The sequence below is a fragment of the Aurantimonas aggregata genome, from assembly GCF_010500835.1.
Classification (GTDB): Bacteria; Pseudomonadota; Alphaproteobacteria; order Rhizobiales; family Rhizobiaceae; genus Aurantimonas; species Aurantimonas aggregata.
This window is the reverse complement of record NZ_JAAAMJ010000001.1, coordinates 883,836-902,837: the sequence shown is the minus strand read 5'-3', so window position 1 is coordinate 902,837 and position 19,002 is coordinate 883,836. Positions and strand designations below refer to the sequence as shown.

The 19,002-nt window shown below is 68.7% G+C and carries 20 protein-coding genes; 7 read left to right on the top strand and 13 right to left on the bottom strand.

What is annotated here, in order from left to right; translation table 11 throughout:
* The first annotated feature begins 18 nt into the window (after positions 1 to 18).
* The 4 genes from GTW51_RS04210 to GTW51_RS04195 all read left to right on the top strand — a co-directional run bounded on the left by GTW51_RS04210 (position 19) and on the right by GTW51_RS04195 (position 6,138).
* On the top strand, positions 19 to 3,774 hold the full coding sequence (locus GTW51_RS04210) for a peptidoglycan-binding protein (protein ID WP_163042590.1): 3,756 nt from the start codon (positions 19 to 21) through the stop codon (positions 3,772 to 3,774).
* Positions 3,775 to 3,864: 90 nt separating this feature from the next.
* Complete coding sequence (locus tag GTW51_RS04205) at positions 3,865 to 4,791, top strand: TSUP family transporter (protein ID WP_163042589.1); 927 nt, start codon at positions 3,865 to 3,867, stop codon at positions 4,789 to 4,791.
* Positions 4,788 to 5,630 carry a TIGR02186 family protein gene (locus GTW51_RS04200; protein ID WP_163042588.1) on the top strand — a complete coding sequence of 281 codons (843 nt, stop codon included), beginning with the start codon at positions 4,788 to 4,790 and terminating at the stop codon, positions 5,628 to 5,630. The genes GTW51_RS04205 and GTW51_RS04200 overlap by 4 nt, the downstream gene beginning before the upstream one ends.
* Positions 5,631 to 5,640: 10 nt before the next feature.
* The gene (locus GTW51_RS04195) at positions 5,641 to 6,138 is read left to right on the top strand and encodes a DUF3429 domain-containing protein (protein WP_163042587.1); all 498 of its coding nucleotides are present in this window, start codon (positions 5,641 to 5,643) and stop codon (positions 6,136 to 6,138) included.
* 12 nt (positions 6,139 to 6,150) lie between these two features.
* Here GTW51_RS04195 and pdeM read toward each other — a convergent pair whose 3' ends face one another.
* Positions 6,151 to 6,867 carry a ligase-associated DNA damage response endonuclease PdeM gene (gene pdeM, locus GTW51_RS04190; RefSeq protein ID WP_163042586.1) on the bottom strand — a complete coding sequence of 239 codons (717 nt, stop codon included), beginning with the start codon at positions 6,865 to 6,867 and terminating at the stop codon, positions 6,151 to 6,153.
* A gap of 276 nt (positions 6,868 to 7,143) precedes the next feature.
* Here pdeM and GTW51_RS04185 point away from each other — a divergent pair, with 276 nt between their 5' ends.
* Positions 7,144 to 7,965 carry a transglutaminase-like domain-containing protein gene (locus GTW51_RS04185; protein ID WP_163042585.1) on the top strand — a complete coding sequence of 274 codons (822 nt, stop codon included), beginning with the start codon at positions 7,144 to 7,146 and terminating at the stop codon, positions 7,963 to 7,965.
* Between the two features lie 30 nt (positions 7,966 to 7,995).
* Here GTW51_RS04185 and GTW51_RS04180 read toward each other — a convergent pair whose 3' ends face one another.
* From GTW51_RS04180 to GTW51_RS04150, 7 genes are all read right to left on the bottom strand, one after another.
* Complete coding sequence (locus GTW51_RS04180; RefSeq protein WP_163042584.1) at positions 7,996 to 8,379, bottom strand: periplasmic heavy metal sensor; 384 nt, start codon at positions 8,377 to 8,379, stop codon at positions 7,996 to 7,998.
* A 2-nt stretch (positions 8,380 to 8,381) separates the two neighbouring features.
* On the bottom strand, positions 8,382 to 8,846 hold the full coding sequence (locus GTW51_RS04175) for a hypothetical protein (protein WP_163042583.1): 465 nt from the start codon (positions 8,844 to 8,846) through the stop codon (positions 8,382 to 8,384).
* A 17-nt stretch (positions 8,847 to 8,863) separates the two neighbouring features.
* A complete protein-coding gene (locus GTW51_RS04170) occupies positions 8,864 to 9,445 on the bottom strand; it encodes an RNA polymerase sigma factor (RefSeq protein WP_163042582.1) in 582 nt (193 codons plus the stop codon).
* Positions 9,446 to 9,536: 91 nt separating this feature from the next.
* Positions 9,537 to 9,839 carry a hypothetical protein gene (locus GTW51_RS04165; RefSeq protein WP_163042581.1) on the bottom strand — a complete coding sequence of 101 codons (303 nt, stop codon included), beginning with the start codon at positions 9,837 to 9,839 and terminating at the stop codon, positions 9,537 to 9,539.
* 49 nt (positions 9,840 to 9,888) lie between these two features.
* Positions 9,889 to 10,323 carry an EF-hand domain-containing protein gene (locus tag GTW51_RS04160; RefSeq protein WP_163042580.1) on the bottom strand — a complete coding sequence of 145 codons (435 nt, stop codon included), beginning with the start codon at positions 10,321 to 10,323 and terminating at the stop codon, positions 9,889 to 9,891.
* Positions 10,324 to 10,417: 94 nt separating this feature from the next.
* Positions 10,418 to 12,937, bottom strand: coding sequence for a ligase-associated DNA damage response DEXH box helicase (locus GTW51_RS04155; protein ID WP_163042579.1), 2,520 nt, complete (start codon positions 12,935 to 12,937; stop codon positions 10,418 to 10,420).
* A gap of 39 nt (positions 12,938 to 12,976) precedes the next feature.
* Entirely contained in the window at positions 12,977 to 13,822 is an 846-nt protein-coding gene (locus GTW51_RS04150; RefSeq protein ID WP_163042578.1) for a DMT family transporter, read from the bottom strand.
* A 171-nt stretch (positions 13,823 to 13,993) separates the two neighbouring features.
* Between GTW51_RS04150 and GTW51_RS04145 the strand changes: the two genes are divergently transcribed.
* Positions 13,994 to 15,670, top strand: coding sequence for a mechanosensitive ion channel family protein (locus tag GTW51_RS04145; RefSeq protein ID WP_163042577.1), 1,677 nt, complete (start codon positions 13,994 to 13,996; stop codon positions 15,668 to 15,670).
* Positions 15,671 to 15,679: 9 nt separating this feature from the next.
* Here GTW51_RS04145 and GTW51_RS04140 read toward each other — a convergent pair whose 3' ends face one another.
* Positions 15,680 to 16,306: a YitT family protein gene (locus tag GTW51_RS04140; protein ID WP_163042576.1), complete on the bottom strand. Its 627-nt coding sequence runs from the start codon at positions 16,304 to 16,306 to the stop codon at positions 15,680 to 15,682.
* A gap of 181 nt (positions 16,307 to 16,487) precedes the next feature.
* On the opposite strand from GTW51_RS04140, the gene GTW51_RS04135 reads away from it, so the two are divergent.
* Positions 16,488 to 17,513 (top strand): ligase-associated DNA damage response exonuclease, encoded by a 1,026-nt coding sequence (locus GTW51_RS04135; RefSeq protein WP_163042575.1) that lies wholly within the window; start codon positions 16,488 to 16,490, stop codon positions 17,511 to 17,513.
* A gap of 27 nt (positions 17,514 to 17,540) precedes the next feature.
* On the opposite strand, the gene GTW51_RS23480 is transcribed toward GTW51_RS04135, so the two are convergent.
* From GTW51_RS23480 to GTW51_RS04125, 4 genes are all read right to left on the bottom strand, one after another.
* Positions 17,541 to 17,705, bottom strand: a complete 165-nt coding sequence (locus tag GTW51_RS23480) for a glycine zipper domain-containing protein (protein WP_203565850.1) — start codon at positions 17,703 to 17,705, stop codon at positions 17,541 to 17,543.
* Positions 17,706 to 17,776: 71 nt separating this feature from the next.
* Complete coding sequence (locus GTW51_RS04130) at positions 17,777 to 18,208, bottom strand: hypothetical protein (RefSeq protein ID WP_163041843.1); 432 nt, start codon at positions 18,206 to 18,208, stop codon at positions 17,777 to 17,779.
* 119 nt (positions 18,209 to 18,327) lie between these two features.
* Complete coding sequence (locus GTW51_RS23475) at positions 18,328 to 18,495, bottom strand: hypothetical protein (protein WP_203565849.1); 168 nt, start codon at positions 18,493 to 18,495, stop codon at positions 18,328 to 18,330.
* 128 nt (positions 18,496 to 18,623) lie between these two features.
* Positions 18,624 to 18,791 carry a hypothetical protein gene (locus GTW51_RS04125; RefSeq protein WP_163042574.1) on the bottom strand — a complete coding sequence of 56 codons (168 nt, stop codon included), beginning with the start codon at positions 18,789 to 18,791 and terminating at the stop codon, positions 18,624 to 18,626.
* Positions 18,792 to 19,002 lie beyond the last annotated feature (211 nt).

Here is a 19,002-nt window from a genome sequence, read left to right as displayed (position 1 = left end):
CCGACCGGGAAATCTGCAATGGCCGAACAGACCAATACCCATTCCGTCGTGCGCAACGGCTCGGAGGAGACCTCGTCCCTCGATGCGTTGAGCCGGACGCTGGAGGAGCTCGAGTCGCGCCTGTCGCAGATGCGCGATGCCAAGACAGCCAAGCTGCCGCCCGCAGGTTCGGTCTCGCTGGCCAAGGCGACAGCACCGCAGCCGCGTCCATCGCTGTCCGACGCGGTTTCGCAGATCACCATGCGCCAGCGGGAAATGCACGCGGAAGGCGCTGCAGCAACACCCTCCACCCGGCGCCCGGCCGAACCCACGCCGCCCAAGCCGGTCAGGAGCCACCGCGGTCCAGGATCGACCCACCCGGATCGCGACCGCAGCCAGGCCGCCTCTTCCGACGTTACGCGGCAACTCGAACGGCTCCGTGCCGAACTGCGCGATGACATGGCCCGCAGTCTCGAGCCGCGCCTCGACCAGATCGGGGCGGCCTTCCAGGAATTGCGCCGGATGATCGGCGCCCATGCGAGCGCCGACGAGATCGCTGCCGAAATCGCCCGGGTCGACGACGGACTTTCGCGCATGGCCGACAACGGCGCCGATGGCGCCACCATCAGGGCGCTCCGCGACGATCTTGAAGCGATGCGGTCGCTCGTCGGCACCATGGCGCGCGAGGAGACGCTGGAGGCGGTGGGCAAGCGCTGGGACGCCTTCGAGACGGCGCTGTCCGGCCGGGCCGAGGACGACACGCGGACCAAGCGCGACATCAAGGACGAGCTGGAGCGGCTGCGGGTCTCCCTCGGGACGCTCGCCAGCGAGGAGCAGGTCAAGGCGGTCGAGCGCCGCTGGGACGAGTTTGAGAAGAGCTACCTGGCGGCTCCGGCCGCCGACGCCCAGCCGGGCCTTTCGGCGCTGCTGAAGACGGAAATGGCCGGCCTTCGGGAAAAGCTCGAAACGCTCGCCTCGGAACAGTCCGTGCGGGCGTTCGACGAGCGCTGGGGCGTGCTCGAGGAGCGCTTTGCCTCGCGCGACATGGAAGCCAAGATGGAAGCGATGGCGGAGCGGCTCGAGCAGTTCGAGACCGCGCTCGCACGGTTGCCGGAGACCTTGGCGATCGCGCCGCTGGAGCAGCGGGTGCACGCGCTGGCGCTCGGCATCGAATCGCTCGCCAGGCAGCAGCAGGAGGAGGCCGAGCTCGACCATTTCGGTGTGCTCGAGGAGCGCCTCGACGAGATCTCGCGGGCCATCGTCTCGGCTACCACCCGCACGCACACGATCGACATGAGCCCGGTCGAACGCATCGAGGCCCGGCTGCAGACCCTGACGGCACGCGTCGACTCGATGGCCGAGGACGCCGAGGGCGAGGTGCTGTCGGCGCGGATTTCGGAACTGGCGGACCGGATCGAGACGCTGTCCAACGAGGAAGGCGCGCGCGAGCTCGCCGAACGCATCGAGCATTTCTCGGTGCAGCTGGCGACGCTGGGCGGCGACAATTCGCCGCTTGAGATCGTCGCCGTGGAAACGCGGCTGCAGGCCCTGGCTGCCCGGTTCGAGGAACAGGCCGCTTCGCGTGTCGACGACGCGATGGTGCGCACGCTGGAGGCGCAGATCAGCCGGCTGTCGCAGATGATCGCCGAAAACGGTGTGCCGGCGGCGATCGCCGACCCCGAACTCGAACGACGCCTGAGCGCGATCGAGCGCCGCCTTGACGACAACCAGGAAGCGGTCATGGCTGCCGCCCGCCAGGCCGCGGACGAGGCGATCCGCCAGGTTCTGGCGAGTGGCGACCTGCACCAGGGCGAACATGTCGCGCGGCTGTCGGAAGATCTCCGCGCTCTCGACAAGCTCTCCCGCGAGACCGGCAGCCGCTCCCAGGAATTCTTCGAGACGGTGCATGGCACGCTTCTGAAGCTCGTCGACCGGATCGGCCGCATCGAAGGCGAGATGACCGGCGGGCGACAGGATGACTCCGTCCCTCCCGCGGCAGGGGTGTCGGCGGCGCCGGTTTCGCCTGCCGCCGCGGCAGTCGCTGCCGCTGCGGCGGTCCCGGCCGTTCAGGCCGGCGGCGGCCTGAAGGCCGTCCTCGCCCGCACGCTCAAGGGTCGCAAGGTCGCCGCGGGCAAGGCAGAGACGCTCGACCGGCCGGCCCGCTGGGACGATCCGGAACTGGTGCTGGAAGAGCCTGCAGAGGCGTCCCGCGCCGCGGCCGCCGTCGAGGCGCCGTCCCTCGACGCCGCCGACATTTTCGACAGCCGCGAGGCCAACCGGCCGCTCGCCATCGGCTCCGGTACGCCGGATATTGCGGCGCTGCTCGAACGCGTCCGGGCCCAGCAGGCCGGCCATTCGCGCGGCACCGAGCAGGCCGGCAAGGCCGACTTCATCGCCGCTGCCCGCCGCGCCGCCATGGCCGCCGCCGCCGAGACGGAGAGCCTGCGGGATGCCGACGCCGACCCTGAGAACGGCAAGGTCAGCCTGTCGGAACTCGTGTCGCGCCGCCGCAAGCCGATCGTCATGGCGATCGGGGCCGTGCTGCTGGCGCTGATGGCACTGCCGCTCGGCCAGGCCCTGATGGCCTCGCGCGACGACCAGACGGCTGGCCTGGCGCCGAGCAGCCCGGTTGCGGACTATGCCGTGCCGACGGAAAACGAGCCCGTGCCGGCTGTCACGCCGCCGCGTGCGGCGGAGCCGGCGCAGCGAGAAGCCGCGGGCGAAATCCCGGCAGCGCGGGACGTCTCGCCGCGGCAGACGCCGGTGCCGCCGGCAGGTCCTCTCGCCGCGTCCGAAACCGGCTCATCCGCCGCGCCGGCTGCCGGCGTCGGGGAGGCGCGCGCCGTCGTGCCGCCTGCCGTGCCGTCCGCTTCGCTGGCCTCCGGACCCCAGAATGCCGCACCCGCCGCCCTGCCGCTCGAGGCAGGCATCGAGCCGCCGGCGGGCATCGGCCCGGAAGCCTTCCTCACCGCGGTACGGGCCGGCGATCCGAAGGCGCTGTTCGAGACCGGATTGCGGCTGATGGAGGGGCGCCAGGGCGAGCCAAAGCCGCAAGACGCGGCCACGTGGTTCGCGCGGTCGGCCGAGCGCGGTTTCGCGCCGGCCCAGTACAGTCTCGGCACGCTCTACGAGAAGGGCAACGGCGTCACCCGCGATACGGTCGCGGCGCGCGATTGGTATCTGAAGGCCGCCGAGCAGGGCAATGTCCGCGCCATGCACAATCTCGCGGTGCTGTTTGCGACCGGCGTTGACGGCAAGTCCGATCCCGTCCTTGCGGCCCGCTGGTTCCAGGAGGCGGCCGATTACGGCATGACCGACAGCCAGTACAATCTCGGCATTCTCTACGCTCGCGGCGCCGGGGTGGAACAGGACCTGACCGAATCCTTCAAGTGGTTCTCGATCGTCGCGGCGGCCGGCGATGCCGACGCCGGAACGAAGCGCGACGAGATCGCCAAATCCCTGGACGCCGATCAGCTCGAGGTGGCAGAGGCCAAGGTGGCGGCATTCAAGCCCGCCATCCGGGACGAGACCGCCAACACGGTGGACGTGCCGACGGATTGGACGAGCGACGTCGACACCAGCCTGCAGACCTCTTCGGTCGACATGCAGAAGGCGATCCGCAACATTCAGGCGATCCTGATCAAGCTCGGCTACGATCCCGGCACGCCCGACGGCGTCGCCGGCGCGAAGACCACCGAGGCGATCCGATCCTTCCAGCAATCGGCGGGGCTCGAGGCCACCGGCAACATCGACGAAGCGCTCATTCGCGCGCTGCTCGAGCGAAAGGACAGCTGAGGCGCCACAATCGTTTGACAGGCGTCGAAGGTTCGGGCGAAGAGGGTTGGGACCCTTCTCTGGCTCCCTCGTGCAAAGAGCCGCCAGCTCGTGAACCTCTATCTCCCGATCGCGGAAATTTCCGTCAACATCCTGGTCATCATGGGGATGGGAGTCGCGGTCGGCTTTTTGTCCGGCATGTTCGGCGTCGGCGGTGGGTTCCTGATCACGCCGCTGCTGATCTTCTACAACATCCCGCCGGCGGTGGCCGTGGCGACCGGTGCCAACCAGGTCATCGCCGCGTCCTTCTCGGGCGCGCTCGCCCACTACAAGCGCGGCACGATCGACCTCAAGCTCGGGACCATGCTCCTGATCGGCGGTGCCGTCGGCTCGGTCGGCGGCGTGGCGCTGTTCACGCTGCTCAGGCGGCTCGGCCAGCTCGATCTCGTGGTCTCGCTCCTCTACGTCGTCTTCCTCGGCGGGGTCGGCGGCCTGATGCTGGTCGAAAGCCTACAGGCGATGTGGCGCCGCGGCGACGGCAGCGGCGAGGTCAAGCGGTCCGGCAAACACAACTGGGTGCACGGCCTGCCGTTCAAGATGCGGTTCCAGCGCTCCAAGCTGTACGTCTCGATCATTCCGGTGATCGGTCTCGGCGTGATGATAGGCGTCCTGGCGGCGATCATGGGCGTCGGCGGCGGCTTCATCATGGTACCGGCGATGATCTACCTCCTGCGAGTGCCGACCAACGTCGTCATCGGCACCTCGCTGTTCCAGATCATCTTCACCGCAGCGGTTACCACCGTCCTGCAAGCCGCGACGAACAACACGATCGACGTGGTGCTGGCCTTCCTGCTGATGCTCGGCGGCGTCGTCGGCGCGCAGTTCGGCGCGGAAGCCGGGCGCAAGCTGCGCGGCGACCAGCTGCGCGCCTTGCTGGCGCTGCTGGTCCTCGCGGTCGGCCTGCGGCTGGGTTTCGAGCTCGTCGTCACGCCGGAGGAGCCGTTCTCGATCAGCCTGCCGAGCGGAGAGACCGGATGACCCGCCGGTGGTCCATGATCTTCGCGAGGCCTGCCCGGCTGGTGCAGTCCCTGGCAGCGCTGTTCGCGCTTGCGGTCGTCCTGGCCGTGCCGGCGCGGGCGCAGCTGGCCCCCGAGACCTTCGAGATCGGCCTGTCGACCGAGGAGATCGGCATCACCTCCGACTTCACCGGTGCGCGGCTGGTCGTCTTCGGCGCCCTCGACAACGCCGACGGCCGCATCCTGCGCGAGCAACGCTACGACATCGTCGTGGCGCTGATCGGTCCGCGCCGGCCGGTGGTGGTGCGCGAGAAGGAGCGCACGCTCGGGCTCTGGATCAATCGCGGGTCGGAGAGCTTCGCAGCGCCACCGGCGTCCTATGCCCTGGCGTCGACCCGGCCGCTCGCCGACATCATGAGCGAGGCGAACCGGGTCAATCTGTCGATCGGGATCGCCGATCTGCGGCTTGGCGGTGGCGGCGAGCCGGTGGCCGATGACGACGGCCAGACCGTTGTGCCGAATCGCGACGAGTATGCCACCGCGCTCAGGCGCATCCGGGAGAACAACGGCCTCTACAACCAGCGCTTCGGCAGCGTGCAGTTCGTCAGCCCGACGCTCTTCCGCGCCGACCTGCAATTGCCCGCGGGCCTGCCGACCGGCGAGCATACGGTGCGGGCCTATCTGTTTCGCCAGGGCGTGTTCATCCGTGGCAGCACCGCGTCGCTGACCGTCGTGAAGACCGGCTTCGAGAGCTTCATCTCCGGTTTCGCCGCCGATCACGGTATCCTGTATGGATTCGCCGCCGTGATCCTCGCCATCTTCACCGGATGGTTCGGTCGCATCCTGTTCAAGCGCGACTAGAGTGCCACCGATGACCCAGACCGATCCCGCCGACACCCGTCCGTCTTCCCCCGCCGCGTCTCGTCACGAGCGCGACCGCGGCATCCGTGCGGCTTGGATCCTCGGCCTCGGCGGGCTCACACCCTTCGTCCTGATGACCGCGATGCTGGTCTATGCCGGCCGCGACTTCATCGCCTACCGGCAGCTGATCCTCGCCTATGCCGGCTATTCGGCGACGATCCTCGCCTTTCTCGGCGGCATTCGCTGGGGCGCGGCGCTCGACCCGGCGACGCGCCGACCGGCGACGCTGATCCTGTCGGTGCTGCCGGCGCTGGCCGCTTGGCTGGTGCTGTTCCTGCCCAGCCCCTGGCTCTTCGCCGGCTTCGCGCTGCTTTTCCTGCTGCAGGGCCTGTGGGACGCGATGGCGGCACGGGCGGCGGCGCTGCCCGACTGGTTCGGGCGGCTGCGGATGGTGCTCAGCGCGGTCGTCGTGCTCTGCCAGGTCGTCGCCTTCGTCTCGACCTACTGAACGCTTCGGCGGCTACCGGCAGAGCGAGCGGAAGGGGATTGGATAGATCTGCGCGATGCCGATGACGTAGGCCTTGGCGCGAACCGGGTCGAACAGGCCGTGGAAGGCCCGGTCGAGGACGTTCAGCCCGCCGGTGGTGACGCCGAAGGAGGGCATGATCATCCGGTCGCCATCGCTGGCGAAGCAGGCGCTGCGGCTCGATCGCCCGCCCGCCGAGACCTGCGCCACCGGATGCAGATGGCCGGCGACCTCGCCGATACGGGACGCCGGGCTCGGCTCGTGCCGGAAGGTCCACGAACCGACGCCGATCGTCTCAAGCGTCTCGCCGCCGACGAAGGCCGGGGGTTCGGGGTCGTGATTGCCGGCAATCCAGATCCAGTCGCGGCCGGTCATCAGCCGGACGAGGACTTCGCGGAACACGGCCGGCATGAACGCCGCGCCGTGCCGATCGTGGAAGGAGTCCCCCAGGCAGATCACCCGGGCCGGGTCATAGCGTTCCAGCGCCGCGCCGAGCAGGGAGAGCGTCGCAGCCGTGTCGTAGGGCGGCAGCATCATGCCGCGCCGGGCGAAGGCGGCGCCCTTTTCCAGATGCAGGTCGGAAACGACGAGCAGCCGTTCGGACGGCGCGTAGAGGACCCCCGACGGATCGCAGACCACCGTGGCGCCCGCCAACTGCATCTCGACGCCCGGACAGTCGTTCCGCCGCAGCCGCCGCGCCAGTGCATTCATTCGCCGAGTTCCAGATCGCAGGGTGATTCGCGTTTCGTTCCCATCCAAGCGAGGCCGGACGGCGAAAACAAGGGCAGCAATCGCCTTTGATACTCGCAGTCGTCGATGTCGCATCTCGCCAAGCTGCGTGCGACCTCCTATCATCGCTGCAGCGCACCACGTTCGTCCGGGGTGCGCCAACTGCGGCGCAGCCCGGCCGGGCGCGCCGCCCGATTGCTGCCGTCGCCGTGGCCAGGCGCGTGCCGATTGCCGAATGGCCCGATAGGAACATGCCGCATGCGCATCCGACTGGGCTGCGAGCTCGCCTACCAGCTGCCGGCACCGACGCCGATGATCATCAATCTCAACGTGCATTATTCGCGGGCGGGCTCGCTCGAACGGCCGGATCATCTCGTGACGACGCCGGCAGTCCCGATCACCAGCTACCGCGACAGTTTCGGCAACTGGTGCAACCGGCTGGTCGCGCCCGCCGGGGATTTCGTGCTCGGCACCGACGGCGTAATCCACGACCAGGGTCTGTCCGATCCGGTCGGTCTCGACGCCGTTCAGCACGAAATCGAGGATCTGCCCTCGGATACGCTGCAATTCCTGCTCGGCAGCCGCTATTGCGAGACGGACCTGTTGTCCAACGAGGCGTGGCGGCTGTTCGGCCATACGACGCCCGGCTGGGGCCGCGCCCAGGCGATCTGCGACTTCGTCCACAACCACGTGCGCTTCGGCTACGAGAATTCCCGCGCCACCCGCACCGCCGCGGAGACCTATTCGGAGGGGGTCGGCGTCTGCCGTGACTACACCCATCTCGCCGTCACCTTCTGCCGGGCGATGAACATCCCGACCCGCTACTGCACCGGCTATATCAGCGACATCGGCCTGCCGCCGCCTTACGCCTCGATGGATTTCGCGGCCTGGATGGAGTGCTATCTCGGCGGCCAGTGGTGGACCTTCGATGCGCGCAACAACGCGCAGCGTTTCGGCCGGGTGCTGATCGCACAGGGCCGCGACGCTGCCGACGTGCCGCTGACCCACACGTTCGGGCAGAACACGCTGACCGGCTTCAAGGTCTGGATCGGCGAAGAGGCGGCCGACGAGGCAAAATAGCGCATTCGATGCGAAGAGCGGGCGCGTCGCTCAGGGCTGCGCCCGTTTTTCGGCCGCCGCCAGCATCGCCGCGTGGACGCGCTGCTGCAGCGTAGCGGCTTGGGCCGCCACCGTCTGCTGCGCGTCACGCAGAGCGGCGCCGTCGAAGGGCTCGGCCTGCAACGCGGCAGTCATCACCCGGCGCGCCTGCCGCAATGCCGCGACGTCGGCGACGAAGTCGCCGCGGCCCGCTGCGAATTCGGCACGGATCGCACGGCGGAGTTCAGGCGGATAGTCGCCGAGCGCTGCCTGGACGAGGGCCATGCCTGGCCTCTCTGCCCGCCACTGGCCAAGAGCATAGCCGAGGCCGACGAAATTGCCGATCAGCGAGAGGAACAGTGCGACCGCGAGGGAGGGAATGATCCAGCGGCGCATGGTCAGGACCTTCCGGGCCAGAGCAGTGCCTCGCCGGGTCTGCCGAGTTCCGCACCCGCGAAGTTGCCTTCGGCGATGGCCAGCAGCAGATCGTCCGGGACGCCCGTCGGTTGAGTGGCGAGGGCGTAGCCGAGGCCGACGGCGATGAGCATGGTTGCAAGAGCCCCGGCGGCAACCGGCGCCGGCGTCAGCCGGCGCGCGAGGATGCTTTCAAGGCCCGCTGCGCGGGACGATCCGCTGGTGCCCGCAATGCGCTCCTGAACGCCGGCGAGGATTGCGGCGTCGTCCGGGATCGAGCGCGCGGCGCGGGTGACCAGTACGGCGAGCACCTGGTCGGCTTCGAGCCGCGCCCGCGCCGCATCGTCGGTCGCGACCAGAAACTGCGCGTCGGCGCTTTCGTCGGGCGGCCAGGAAGCGATGTCCGGCCCGTAGCGCAGCAGGCGATCGTCAAAAGTCTTCAAGTCCATGTCTCGGCTCCTGCCTGTCAGGGGTCGAGCTGCGTCCGCAGCGTGCGGCGCGCCCGTACCAGCAATTGTTCGTAAGCGCCGAGGCGGATGCCCATGGCGTCGGCGGCGCTGGCGTTGTCGAGCCCGCCCGCGGCGCCGAGGAGGATCGCCAGGCGCTGGCGGTCCGGCAAATCGGCGATCGCGGCGCGGGTCTTCTCCAGCGCGTCGCGACCTTCGGTCTGGCGCAGCGGATCGGGGGCTTCGCTCGGCGCGGTGTCCTCGCGGGTGCCGAGACCGACGAAGGCGCGCAGGGCGCGGCTGCGCTTGCGGTCGATGCAGCGATTGACCGCCATGCCGTAGAGCCACGTCGCGACCGTTGCGGTTTCCGGCCGGTAGCGGTCTGCGAAGCGCCAGGCGCGAAAGAAGACATCCTGTACGACCTCCTCCGCGTCGGCCGCATTGCCGAGGAAGCGCAGGCAAAACCCTTGCAGCCCGCCTCCGTGACGGGAGACGAGCTGCCTCAGGGCGCCCTGATCGCCCGCCGCCATGCGGCGGACGATTGCGGCGTCGGGCGCCCCGGATCGGTCGGAGCCAAGGACCGGATGGACGGGGAGATCCATCGGTGCGGGCTCCGGCCCTACGCGGTCGCGTGAGAGGTCCGGCATGGACGGTTTCCGGGCGTCTGCGGCCGATTGTCGGCCGGTGCGGATGCTAGCGGATCCAGTGACCGGTGCGAACGACTGTGTAGCCCCGCGGGCCGACGACACGGCTGACGCTCCGGGCGCGATAGGGCCCGGCCACGACAGCGCGATCCGCCACATAGGCGCGTCCCTTGGGACCGACCGCCGTCACCGAACGGTAGCAGCGATCGACATAGCCGGCGACGCAGCCCTGCGACACGGCGTAGCTGCCGCTGCGCGCGCCGTAATAGACGCGATCGGCGGCCTGGGCGGGCAGGGCCAAAGCGGTGCCGACGCAGAGCGCGGCGAGGGCGGTAAGGGTCTTGATCTGCATGGGTTCTCTCCTGGTTGGTGTGGGGTGGATGGAAGCGGGGCTGGGGCCGTCAGCGGCCAGCCAGCGCGTCCGCCGCAGCGGCAAGCTCTTCCTTGTCCAGCCGGCCGTCGCGGTTCCTGTCCGCGAAGTCGAACAAAGCTGGCACATGCATGAACTCGGCGCGCGTGATCCGGCCGTCGCGGCTGCGGTCCCGTCGTTCGAAGCGATTTTCGGCGACGGCCTGAGCGGCATTGGCGCGCCGGGCCAGCCGTTCGCGGGCGGCCTCCATCTCGGCGTGATCGAGCGAGCCGTCGCGATTGGTGTCGAGGCGCGCGAAGCGTTTTGCCATGGCGGCCTCGAACTCGCCGCGGTCGATGGCGCCGTCGCGACTGGTGTCGATGGTCTGGAACAGGCGGGACATCACCAGCGACTGGGCACTTGCGGCAGGGGCGGTGAGCGGCACCGCCAAGGCGGCGATCAGGATCAGGGTCGTCGGGGTTCGCATCGGGCTGGCTCCATTGCGAAGAAACGGCGCCGTCGTCGGCGTCCGGTCCCTGATACGCAGCCCGTGGCGCCGCCCTACGCGCGGACCTGGGAATTTATTCGAGCGCCGCCGCGATCATCGCGTCCTCGGCCGCCTGCGCCAGCAATTCGTCGCGCGCCTCACCGACGACCCGCTCGCGGCCGATCTCCAGCATGACCGGGACGGCGAGCGGCGAGACCTGCTTCAAATCCTTGTGGACGATGTGATGCTTGATGCGGCCGAGGAGGTCGGCGACCCGGGCGACATCGAGCAGGCCGGTCGCGGCGTCCGCCCAGGTCGCGCGCATCAGGATATGGTCCGGCTCGTGGCCGCGCAGCACGTCGTAGATCAGGTCGGCGGAGACCGTCACCTGCCTGCCGGTCTTCTCCTGGCCGGGATGGCGCTTCTCGATCAGCCCGGAGATCACAGCGCATTGCTTGAAGGTGCGCTTCAGCAGCCAGGAATCGGCCATCCATTCTTCCAGGTCGTCGCCGAGCATGTCCTCGTCGAACAGCGCGTCGAGGGAGAGGCGCCCGTCGGCGATCATCGCGCCCATCGGGCCGCGCCCCCAGATCGAGATGGCGTAATCGGTGGCGACGAAGCCCATCGGCTTGGCCCGGGCCTTCTCCAGCCGGCGGGTCAGCAGCATGCCGAGCGTCTGGTGCGCCAGCCGGCCTTCGAACGGATAGAGCACCATGTGATGCATGCGCCCGTTCGGGAAGGTCTCGACCAGCAGCTCCCCTGGGCCGGGAATCAGCGACTTGCGCTGCTGGATCTCCAGCCAGTCGGAGACCTGGTCGGGCAGCGCCTGCCAGCGGCCGGGATCGGCCAGCATGGCTCGCACCTGCTCGGCGAGATAGGTGGTCAGCGGGAATTTGCCGCCGGCATAGGCGGGGATCTTCGGGTCCTCGTCCACCGCCTTGGAGACCATGCACTGGTTCTCGTGCAGCGTCTCGAAGCGCAGCACGCGGCCGGCGAAGGTGAAGGTGTCGCCCGGCGACAGCGCCTCGACGAAGCCCTCCTCGATCTTGCCGAGGATCGGCCCGCCGCGGGCGATGGCGCCCTTCGACCGGCCGCGGATCAACCGCACCTGCAGCATCGGCGCCTCAAGGATCGTGCCGGCGTTCATCCGGTATTGCTGGGCGATGCGCGGATGGGCGATCCGCCAGGTGCCGTCCTCGGTCAGCTTGATCTTGGCGTAGCGCTCGTAGACCCGCAACGCGTAGCCGCCGGTGGCGACGAAATCGATGACCCGGTCGAAGGTCTCGCGATCGAGGTCGCGATAGGGGGCGGCGGAGATCACCTCGGCGAAGAGGTCGTCGGCGCGGAACGGCTCGGCCACCGCCATGCCGAGCACATGCTGGGCCAGGACGTCGAGCGCCCCGTCGCGCAGCGGCGGCGTGTCCTGGGCGCCGAGATAGTTGGCGTCGAGCGCCGCCTGGCACTCCATCACCTCGAAGCGGTTGGCCGGCACCAGGATCGCCTTGGAGGGCTCGTCCATCCGGTGGTTCGAGCGGCCGATGCGCTGGGCGAGGCGCGAGGCGCCCTTTGGCGCGCCGACATGCACGACGAGGTCGACGTCGCCCCAGTCGATGCCAAGGTCGAGCGTCGAGGTGGCGACGACGGCGCGCAGCCGGTTGTCGGCCATCGCCGCCTCGACCTTGCGGCGCTGGGCGACGTCCAGCGAGCCGTGGTGGAGCGCGATCGGCAGCGTGTCCTCGTTGATCCGCCAGAGCTCCTGGAACAGGAGCTCCGCCTGCCAGCGGGTGTTGACGAAGAGCAGCGTCGTCTTGTGCGCCTGGATCGCCGCGTAGATCTCCGGCATGGCGTAGAGCGCGGTGTGGCCCCGCCACGGCACCCGCTCCTTGGACGTCAGGATGCTGATGTCGGGCCGGGCGCCACCGGATACCGTGATCAGGTCCGACAGCGGCGAGGCATTTCGCCCCTGCGGCACCAGCCATTGCCGCAGATCGTCGGGCTCGGCCACCGTCGCCGACAGGCCGATCGTCTGGATCTCCGGCTGCAGCGCGCGTAGCCGCGCGAGCCCCAGCGACAGGAGATGCCCGCGCTTGGAGGTCACCAGCGAATGCAGTTCGTCGAAGATCACGTACCGGAGGTCGGAAAAGAACTGCCGCGCATCCTTGCCGGCGATCAAGAGGGCCAACTGCTCGGGCGTCGTCAGCAGGATGTCCGGGGGTTTCAGTTTCTGGCGCTGGCGGCGGACCTGCGAAGTGTCCCCGGTGCGCGTCTCCATGGTGATCTTCAGGCCGATCTCCGCGACCGGCTTTTCGAGATTGCGGGCGATGTCCGTCGCCAGTGCCTTCAGCGGCGAGACGTAGAGCGTATGGACGCCGCGTGGGCGGGTGCCGGGCTTCGGCCGGCCGCGCCGGTCGAGATCGACCAGCGACGGCAGGAAGCCGGCCAGCGTCTTGCCGGCGCCGGTGGGCGCAATCAGCAGCACCGACGCGCCGGCTTCGGCCCGCTGCAGCAGATCCAGCTGGTGCGGACGTGGCGCCCAGCCATGGCCGGCGAACCAGTCACCGAAGCGCTCGGGCAGGGGACCTGAGGGCGAAAGGGGGGCGGGGCGAACGGTCACGGCGCGAAGATAGGGTCGGCGCGGCGATTTTGCCCGCCGCTATCGTTGCCGGGCAAAAAGCGCGAAGCCGATGCCGCCGAGAACGAAGGCGGCGGCGACGACGAAGCCGAGGCTCAGCGTCTCGGACAGGAACAGTACCGCCCCGAGCGCGGCGATGACCGGCACCGAGAGCTGGACGATGGCAGCGGCGAGGGACGTCAGGCCCGCCAGCGCCCGGTACCAGACGATGTAGCCCAGCGCGGAGGCGACGCAGCCGGAGGCGAGCGCCAGGATCAGCCCCTCTGCGCTGACGCCGTCCTGCCACAGCGATACAACGACGAGCGGCACGGCGAGTGGCAAGGTGCGGATGAAATTGCCGGCGGTGGCCCGCATCGGATCGCCGGCCGCCCTGCCGCGCAGCGAATAGACGCCCCAAGCGATGCCTGCGGCGATCATCAGCAACGTGCCAAGCGGGTCGGGCCGCGTCACGGCGGGCGCGAGCCAGAGCACGAAGGCGGCAAAGGCGACGGCAAGGCCGGCCATCTCCCGGCGGCTGGGGCGTTCGCCCTGCACGAGGCCCCAGGCGATCATCGTCGCCTGCACCGCGGTGAACAGGACGAGGGCGCCGACGGCCGCGCCGAGCTCCACATAGGCGAGGGAAAACGCGATCGCGTAGACGAAAAGCGCCAGGGCGGAAGCCCAGCTGCCGCCGATAGTGGGTCCGCTTCCCGTCTCCCTGCGTGCCCTGAGGGCAATGAGCGCGAGAACGGCCGCGCCGGAGGTCAGCCGGATGCCGGTGAACCCTGCCGCGTCGATCGCGCCGTCAGCGAGCGCGAGGCGCGCCAGCAGCGAGTTGCCGGCAAAGGCGACCATGGCCACGGTGGTCAGCCAGAGCGTCGGTGACATTCTTGAATACGTCCGTTGGCCATGCCCGGCCATTTGCGCCGCGCGTCGCACGACCGTCAACGGGTCGCCGGCGACAGGGTCGGTGACCCAATTACGTCGTGCGGGGTGGGTCTGCGGCCGATCGCCCCTAGCTACTCGCTCAGACCATCCGAACCACGAGGCACCCGTGTGATGCGCTGGCTTGCTGCTTTCCTCATTCTCCTTGCGACGCAGCTGGCGACGAGTGCGCAGGAATCGGGCGGTTCACCGCGCTTTCTCGAGATCGACTCCCTGAATTCGGGGTTGCCGCCGGTCGAAACCTATATCGATCGCGATACGCCGCAGGGGACGATGGAGAGCTTCATCCTCGCGGCTGAACGGGACGATTGGGACACCGCGGCGCATCTGCTCGACCTGTCGGGGGTCGACCCGGCGATACAGCCGGAGATGGGGCCGGCGCTCGCCGCGCGGCTGAACGAAGTCATCGAAGGCGCCATGTGGCTCGACTGGGGCGACCTGCCGGACCGGCCGGATGCGCTGGCCGACAATGTCGCCAGCGAGAACCCCCTGGCGGGAGAGCCGCGCCGGAATATAAGGCTGGCCATCCTGGAACTGCCGGACCGGCCGGTCCCGGTCCGAATCGCGCGCGTCAAGCCGGCGGACGGTGATCCGGTCTGGGTGTTTTCGGAGCAGACGGTCGGCAACATCCTCGCGTTGCACGAGGTATTCGGCCCGACTCGATTCGAGAGGGCCTTGCCGCAGTTCCTGCAGGAACGTGCCTTCTGGACGCTGGCCTGGTGGGAGGTGATCGCGCTGCCGATCATCCTGCTGCTTGCGATCGGTGCGGCGGCGCTCGCCTATGCCGGCATGAACCGGGCCAAGCACAACCAGCCGTCGCAGATCGCCGAGAACATCGTCGACACGATCCAGATGCCGGTCGCGCTGATGGTCTGCGTCGGCACGTTCTCGTTGGTGAAGACGTGGCTGTTCACCTTCTCCGGTGCCGTGAACATCTTCCTCACGCCGCTGCAATCGGCACTGTTCATCATCGCGCTGGCGCTCATCGCGGTACGGATCGTCGACGCCGTGCTCGATCGTGTCGTCCGCCGCAATATGGAAGAGCTCAGCGACTCCGAGGCCGCCGACCAGCGCAACCTCTACACCAACATCTCCGCCGCACGCCGCGTCGCCATCGTCATTGCGTTCCTCGTCGGTACCGCGCTCGTGCTGATCCAGATCAACGCGTTCGAAACCCTCGGTTTCTCCATTCTGGCGTCAGCCGGCGCCATCGGCCTGATCCTGGCGTTCGCGGCGCGGTCCGTCCTTGCCGACATCATGGCGAGCCTGCAGATCGCTCTCGCCAAGACGGCCCGGATCGGCGATGCCGTGCTCTACAAAGGCCAGTGGTGCTACGTCGAGAAGATCAACTTCACCTATGTGCAGCTGAAGAGCTGGGACAACCGGCGGATCATCGTGCCGGTCTCGGAACTGGTCTCGAACAGCTTCGAGAACTGGACCAAGCAGGATGCCAGCCTGATCAAGAGCGTCGAGTTGCGCCTCGACCATCGCGCCGACGTCGATCGCCTGCGCGAGGCGTTCCAGAAATTCATCGACGAATCCGACGACGTCATCGACAAGGATTCCGCCAAGGTCCAGGTCATCGGTCAGGATGTGAACGGGATGCTGGTCTGGTTCCTGGCGTCGGCGGAAGATCCGGTCAGCGGCTGGGCGATGGTGTGCCGGCTGCGCGAAACCATGCTGAAGGAGGCGGCGCGCCTCGATGCGGAAAGCGGCAACGGTCCTTCCGAGGGCACGCCGTTCCTGCCGCGCGAGCGCGAGATGATCGTCGGGGGCCGGGACGCCGCCTGACTTGTCGCGTCAGGCAGCGATGTAGCGGTCCGGCCGGTGATTGACCGCGAGGAACAGATTGAGCACCACCGCGCCGAGCACCGAATAGGCGATGGCGGCGGGCTCCGCCACGGTGAAGGACAGCGCCAGGATCGCCAGGTCGATCGCCAGCTGCGTGTACCCCGCCTTCCAGCCGAGCCGGTCCTGCAGGTAGATCGCCAGGATGCCGACACCGCCGAGGCTGGCGCGATGGCGGAACATCGCCAGCAGGCCGAACCCGATCAGCAGTCCGCCAAGCACCGCGCCGATCAGCGGGTTGACCGTGCCAAGCGTGAAATAGTCCGGCTGCAGCGCCGTCATGGCCGAGAGCAGGGCAACAGCGAGGAAGGTCTTGATCGTGAAGTGCCAGCCCATGCGGCCGATGGCGAGACCGTAAAACGGCAGATTGACCAGGAAGAAAACCAGGCCGACATTCCAGCCCGTCGCGTAGGAGAGGATCAGCGCCAGCCCGGCGGTACCGCCTGTCAGGAAACCGAGATGCGCGAGGATCGACAGGCCCATGGCTGTCAGGATCGCCCCGGTGAGGATGCCCTGGGCATCTTCCAGCGGGGAATGATGCGTCGCCGTCGCCGACCAGGCGCCGAAGCTTCTCGCCATGGTCAGAGCGCCCCGGTCGAAGCTGGGAGGAAGTGCGGCATGGGACGATCCTGAGGGGACGACGGCGATTCGACCGCGATCATAGTCCGTTGCAGTGCGAAAGAAATCCGATGCGGGTCGCCTCGGCGGAATTTCGGCTTAACTAAGCCGGCCGGATATTCCACGATACGCCAAGGACCCCATGCGCCCCGACGACCTGCTGCGCCCGACCGAGGCCGGCCTCTACTGTCCGCCCGGCGACTTCTACATCGACCCGGTGCGCCCGGTGCCGCGGGCGCTCGTCACGCACGGCCATGCCGATCATGCCCGGCCGGGCAGCGAGAAGGTGCTGGCGACGCGCCAGACGCTGGCGATCATGGCGCTGCGCTACGGCGAGGATTTCTGCGTCGAGCGCCAGGAGGCGCCGCTCGGCGAGACCATCACGATCAACGGCGTCGACGTCAGCTTCCACCCGGCCGGCCACGTCCTCGGCTCGGCCCAGATCGCGGTCAGCCACAACGGCCTGACGATCGTCGCCTCGGGCGACTACAAGCGCCGGGCGGATCCGACATGCCTGCCGTTCGAGCCGGTGCGCTGCGACGTCTTCATCACCGAGGCGACCTTCGCGCTGCCGGTGTTCCGCCATCCGGAGACGGCCGACGAAGTCGCCAAGCTGCTCGCCTCGCTGCGGCAGTTTCCCGAGCGGGCGCATCTGGTCGGGGCCTATGCGCTCGGCAAGGCGCAGCGGGTGATCCGCCACCTGCGCGACGCCGGCTATGACAAGCCGATCTACATCCACGGTGCGCTGAAGAAGCTCTGCGACTTCTATCAGTCCGAGGGCATTGACCTCGGCGAGCTGCGCCCGGCGACGATCGAGGCCAAAAGCGGCGACGGCACGATCAAGGCCGACTTCGCCGGCGCCGTGGTCGTCGGCCCGCCCTCCGCGTTCGCCGATCGGTGGGCGCGGCGCTTCCCGGATCCGGTGTCGTGCTTTGCCTCCGGCTGGATGCGGGTGCGCCAGAGGGCTCGCCAGCGCGGCGTCGAGCTGCCGCTGATCATCTCGGACCATTGCGACTGGGACGAGCTGACCCAGACGATCGACGAGATCGCGCCGCAGGAGGTCTGGGTCACGCACGGGCGGGAAGAGGCGCTGGTCCGCTGGTGCGAGCTGCGCCAGCTGCGCGCCCGTCCGCTGCATCTCGTCGGCTACGAGGACGAGGCAGAGTAGCGCCGAAGCGGTCGAAACGCGCTGGCTTCAGCGTTGGCGGTGGCGGCCGACGGCATTGCCGAGGCCCGCCCCCAGGGCGAGGCCTATGGCGATTCCCACCGGAATATCGTCGAAAGCCAGCGCGCCCAGCAGGGCACCCAGCGCAAGGCCGAGCGCCATTCCCAGCCCGATGAATGTCCAATCGTCGCTCATCGCGATCTCCCTTCTGCCAGGAAAGTGCAATCTTAGTCTGACGATGATGTGGCGGAGCGGCAGCGCCGCAGTCAGGACCGGGGGTCGCGCCCGTCCCTTGACCTGCTGATGCGGCAATCCCTGTCGGAGAGGTCGCATGCCGCCAGCCCGGTGTTGGGGGCGCGACGACGCTCGACGCGCGGCGGCTGTTCGACCGGCCGCGGCCGATCGACCTCGACCGGGCGGTCTCGCCGACGGTCGTCGCGGTCGTCGCGGCGCTCGCGCCTGTACGTCTCGCGTCGATCTTCCCGCCGATCGCGATAATAATCCCGCCGAGGCCCTGGCCTTGCGCGGTCGACGACCACAGGCCCACGATAGCGATCGCCGTATGCCGGGCCGCGGTACCCGTCGTTGTAGACCGGGCCGCGATAGCCGTCATCGTAGTAGCCGCCGCCGCTTTCGACGCAGCCGGACAGCGCGGTGGCAGCGACCAAGGCTGCGAAGAGAGTGGATCTGGCAGACATCGTTGTCCTCGGGTTCGTGGGCGGCATGACAGCGCGCTACGGCCGGTCCGGCGATATCGGTCTATCCCGGCAGGCCGAAGCGGGCATGGCCGCTCCGTCGCCGTGATAAATAAGCGCGATCAGTCGCGCGGCGAGTCCGTCGCGTCGGTCGACTCGGAGCCGGCATCCGTTTCCGGCTGCTCGGAGGCCTTGGCGGCCTTCTTGGCGTCGAGCTTGGCGGCCTTCTTGGCGGCCTTCGCCTTATCGCGTTCCTGGCGTTCGAAATTGAAGTTTGGTTGTCTGGCCATGGGCTATCCTTTCGGTTCAGGCCCCGCTTTGGACTACCCGAGCCGTTCTGTGAAGACACGAACGGCTCGGCCGGGGGCTTTGGCACAGAACGAGCGGGGCGTCCGAAGAGACGCTTCGGCGTTCGCGATCAGCCGCGATGCTTCTCTTCCTGCTCGCGGATCACGGCGTCGGCGTGCGCCTCGTCGCGGCAGAAGATCGGCGGCTGCAGCTGGCCGCTGCGATTGATCTTCACCATCCATTCGCCGCGAGAGTCCTTGTGCTTGGTGAAGCTGTCCTGCGCGGTGGTCTCGAACATCGGGGCTCTCCGGTTTCAGTGTCGGCAGCCTATCCCAAGCGACGAGAACCCGCCACGCGGATCAACGCCCTGGCGCGCGCCCATGCCAGCACCAGGGGGCATCGGAAGGCACGCGCGCCGCCATCGTGCGAAGCGTTCTCGCGAACCCTATGCGGGCCTCGACGGCTGCGGACGCGCGCCGGCCCGGGCTGGGGGCAGATCCGCTGGCGGA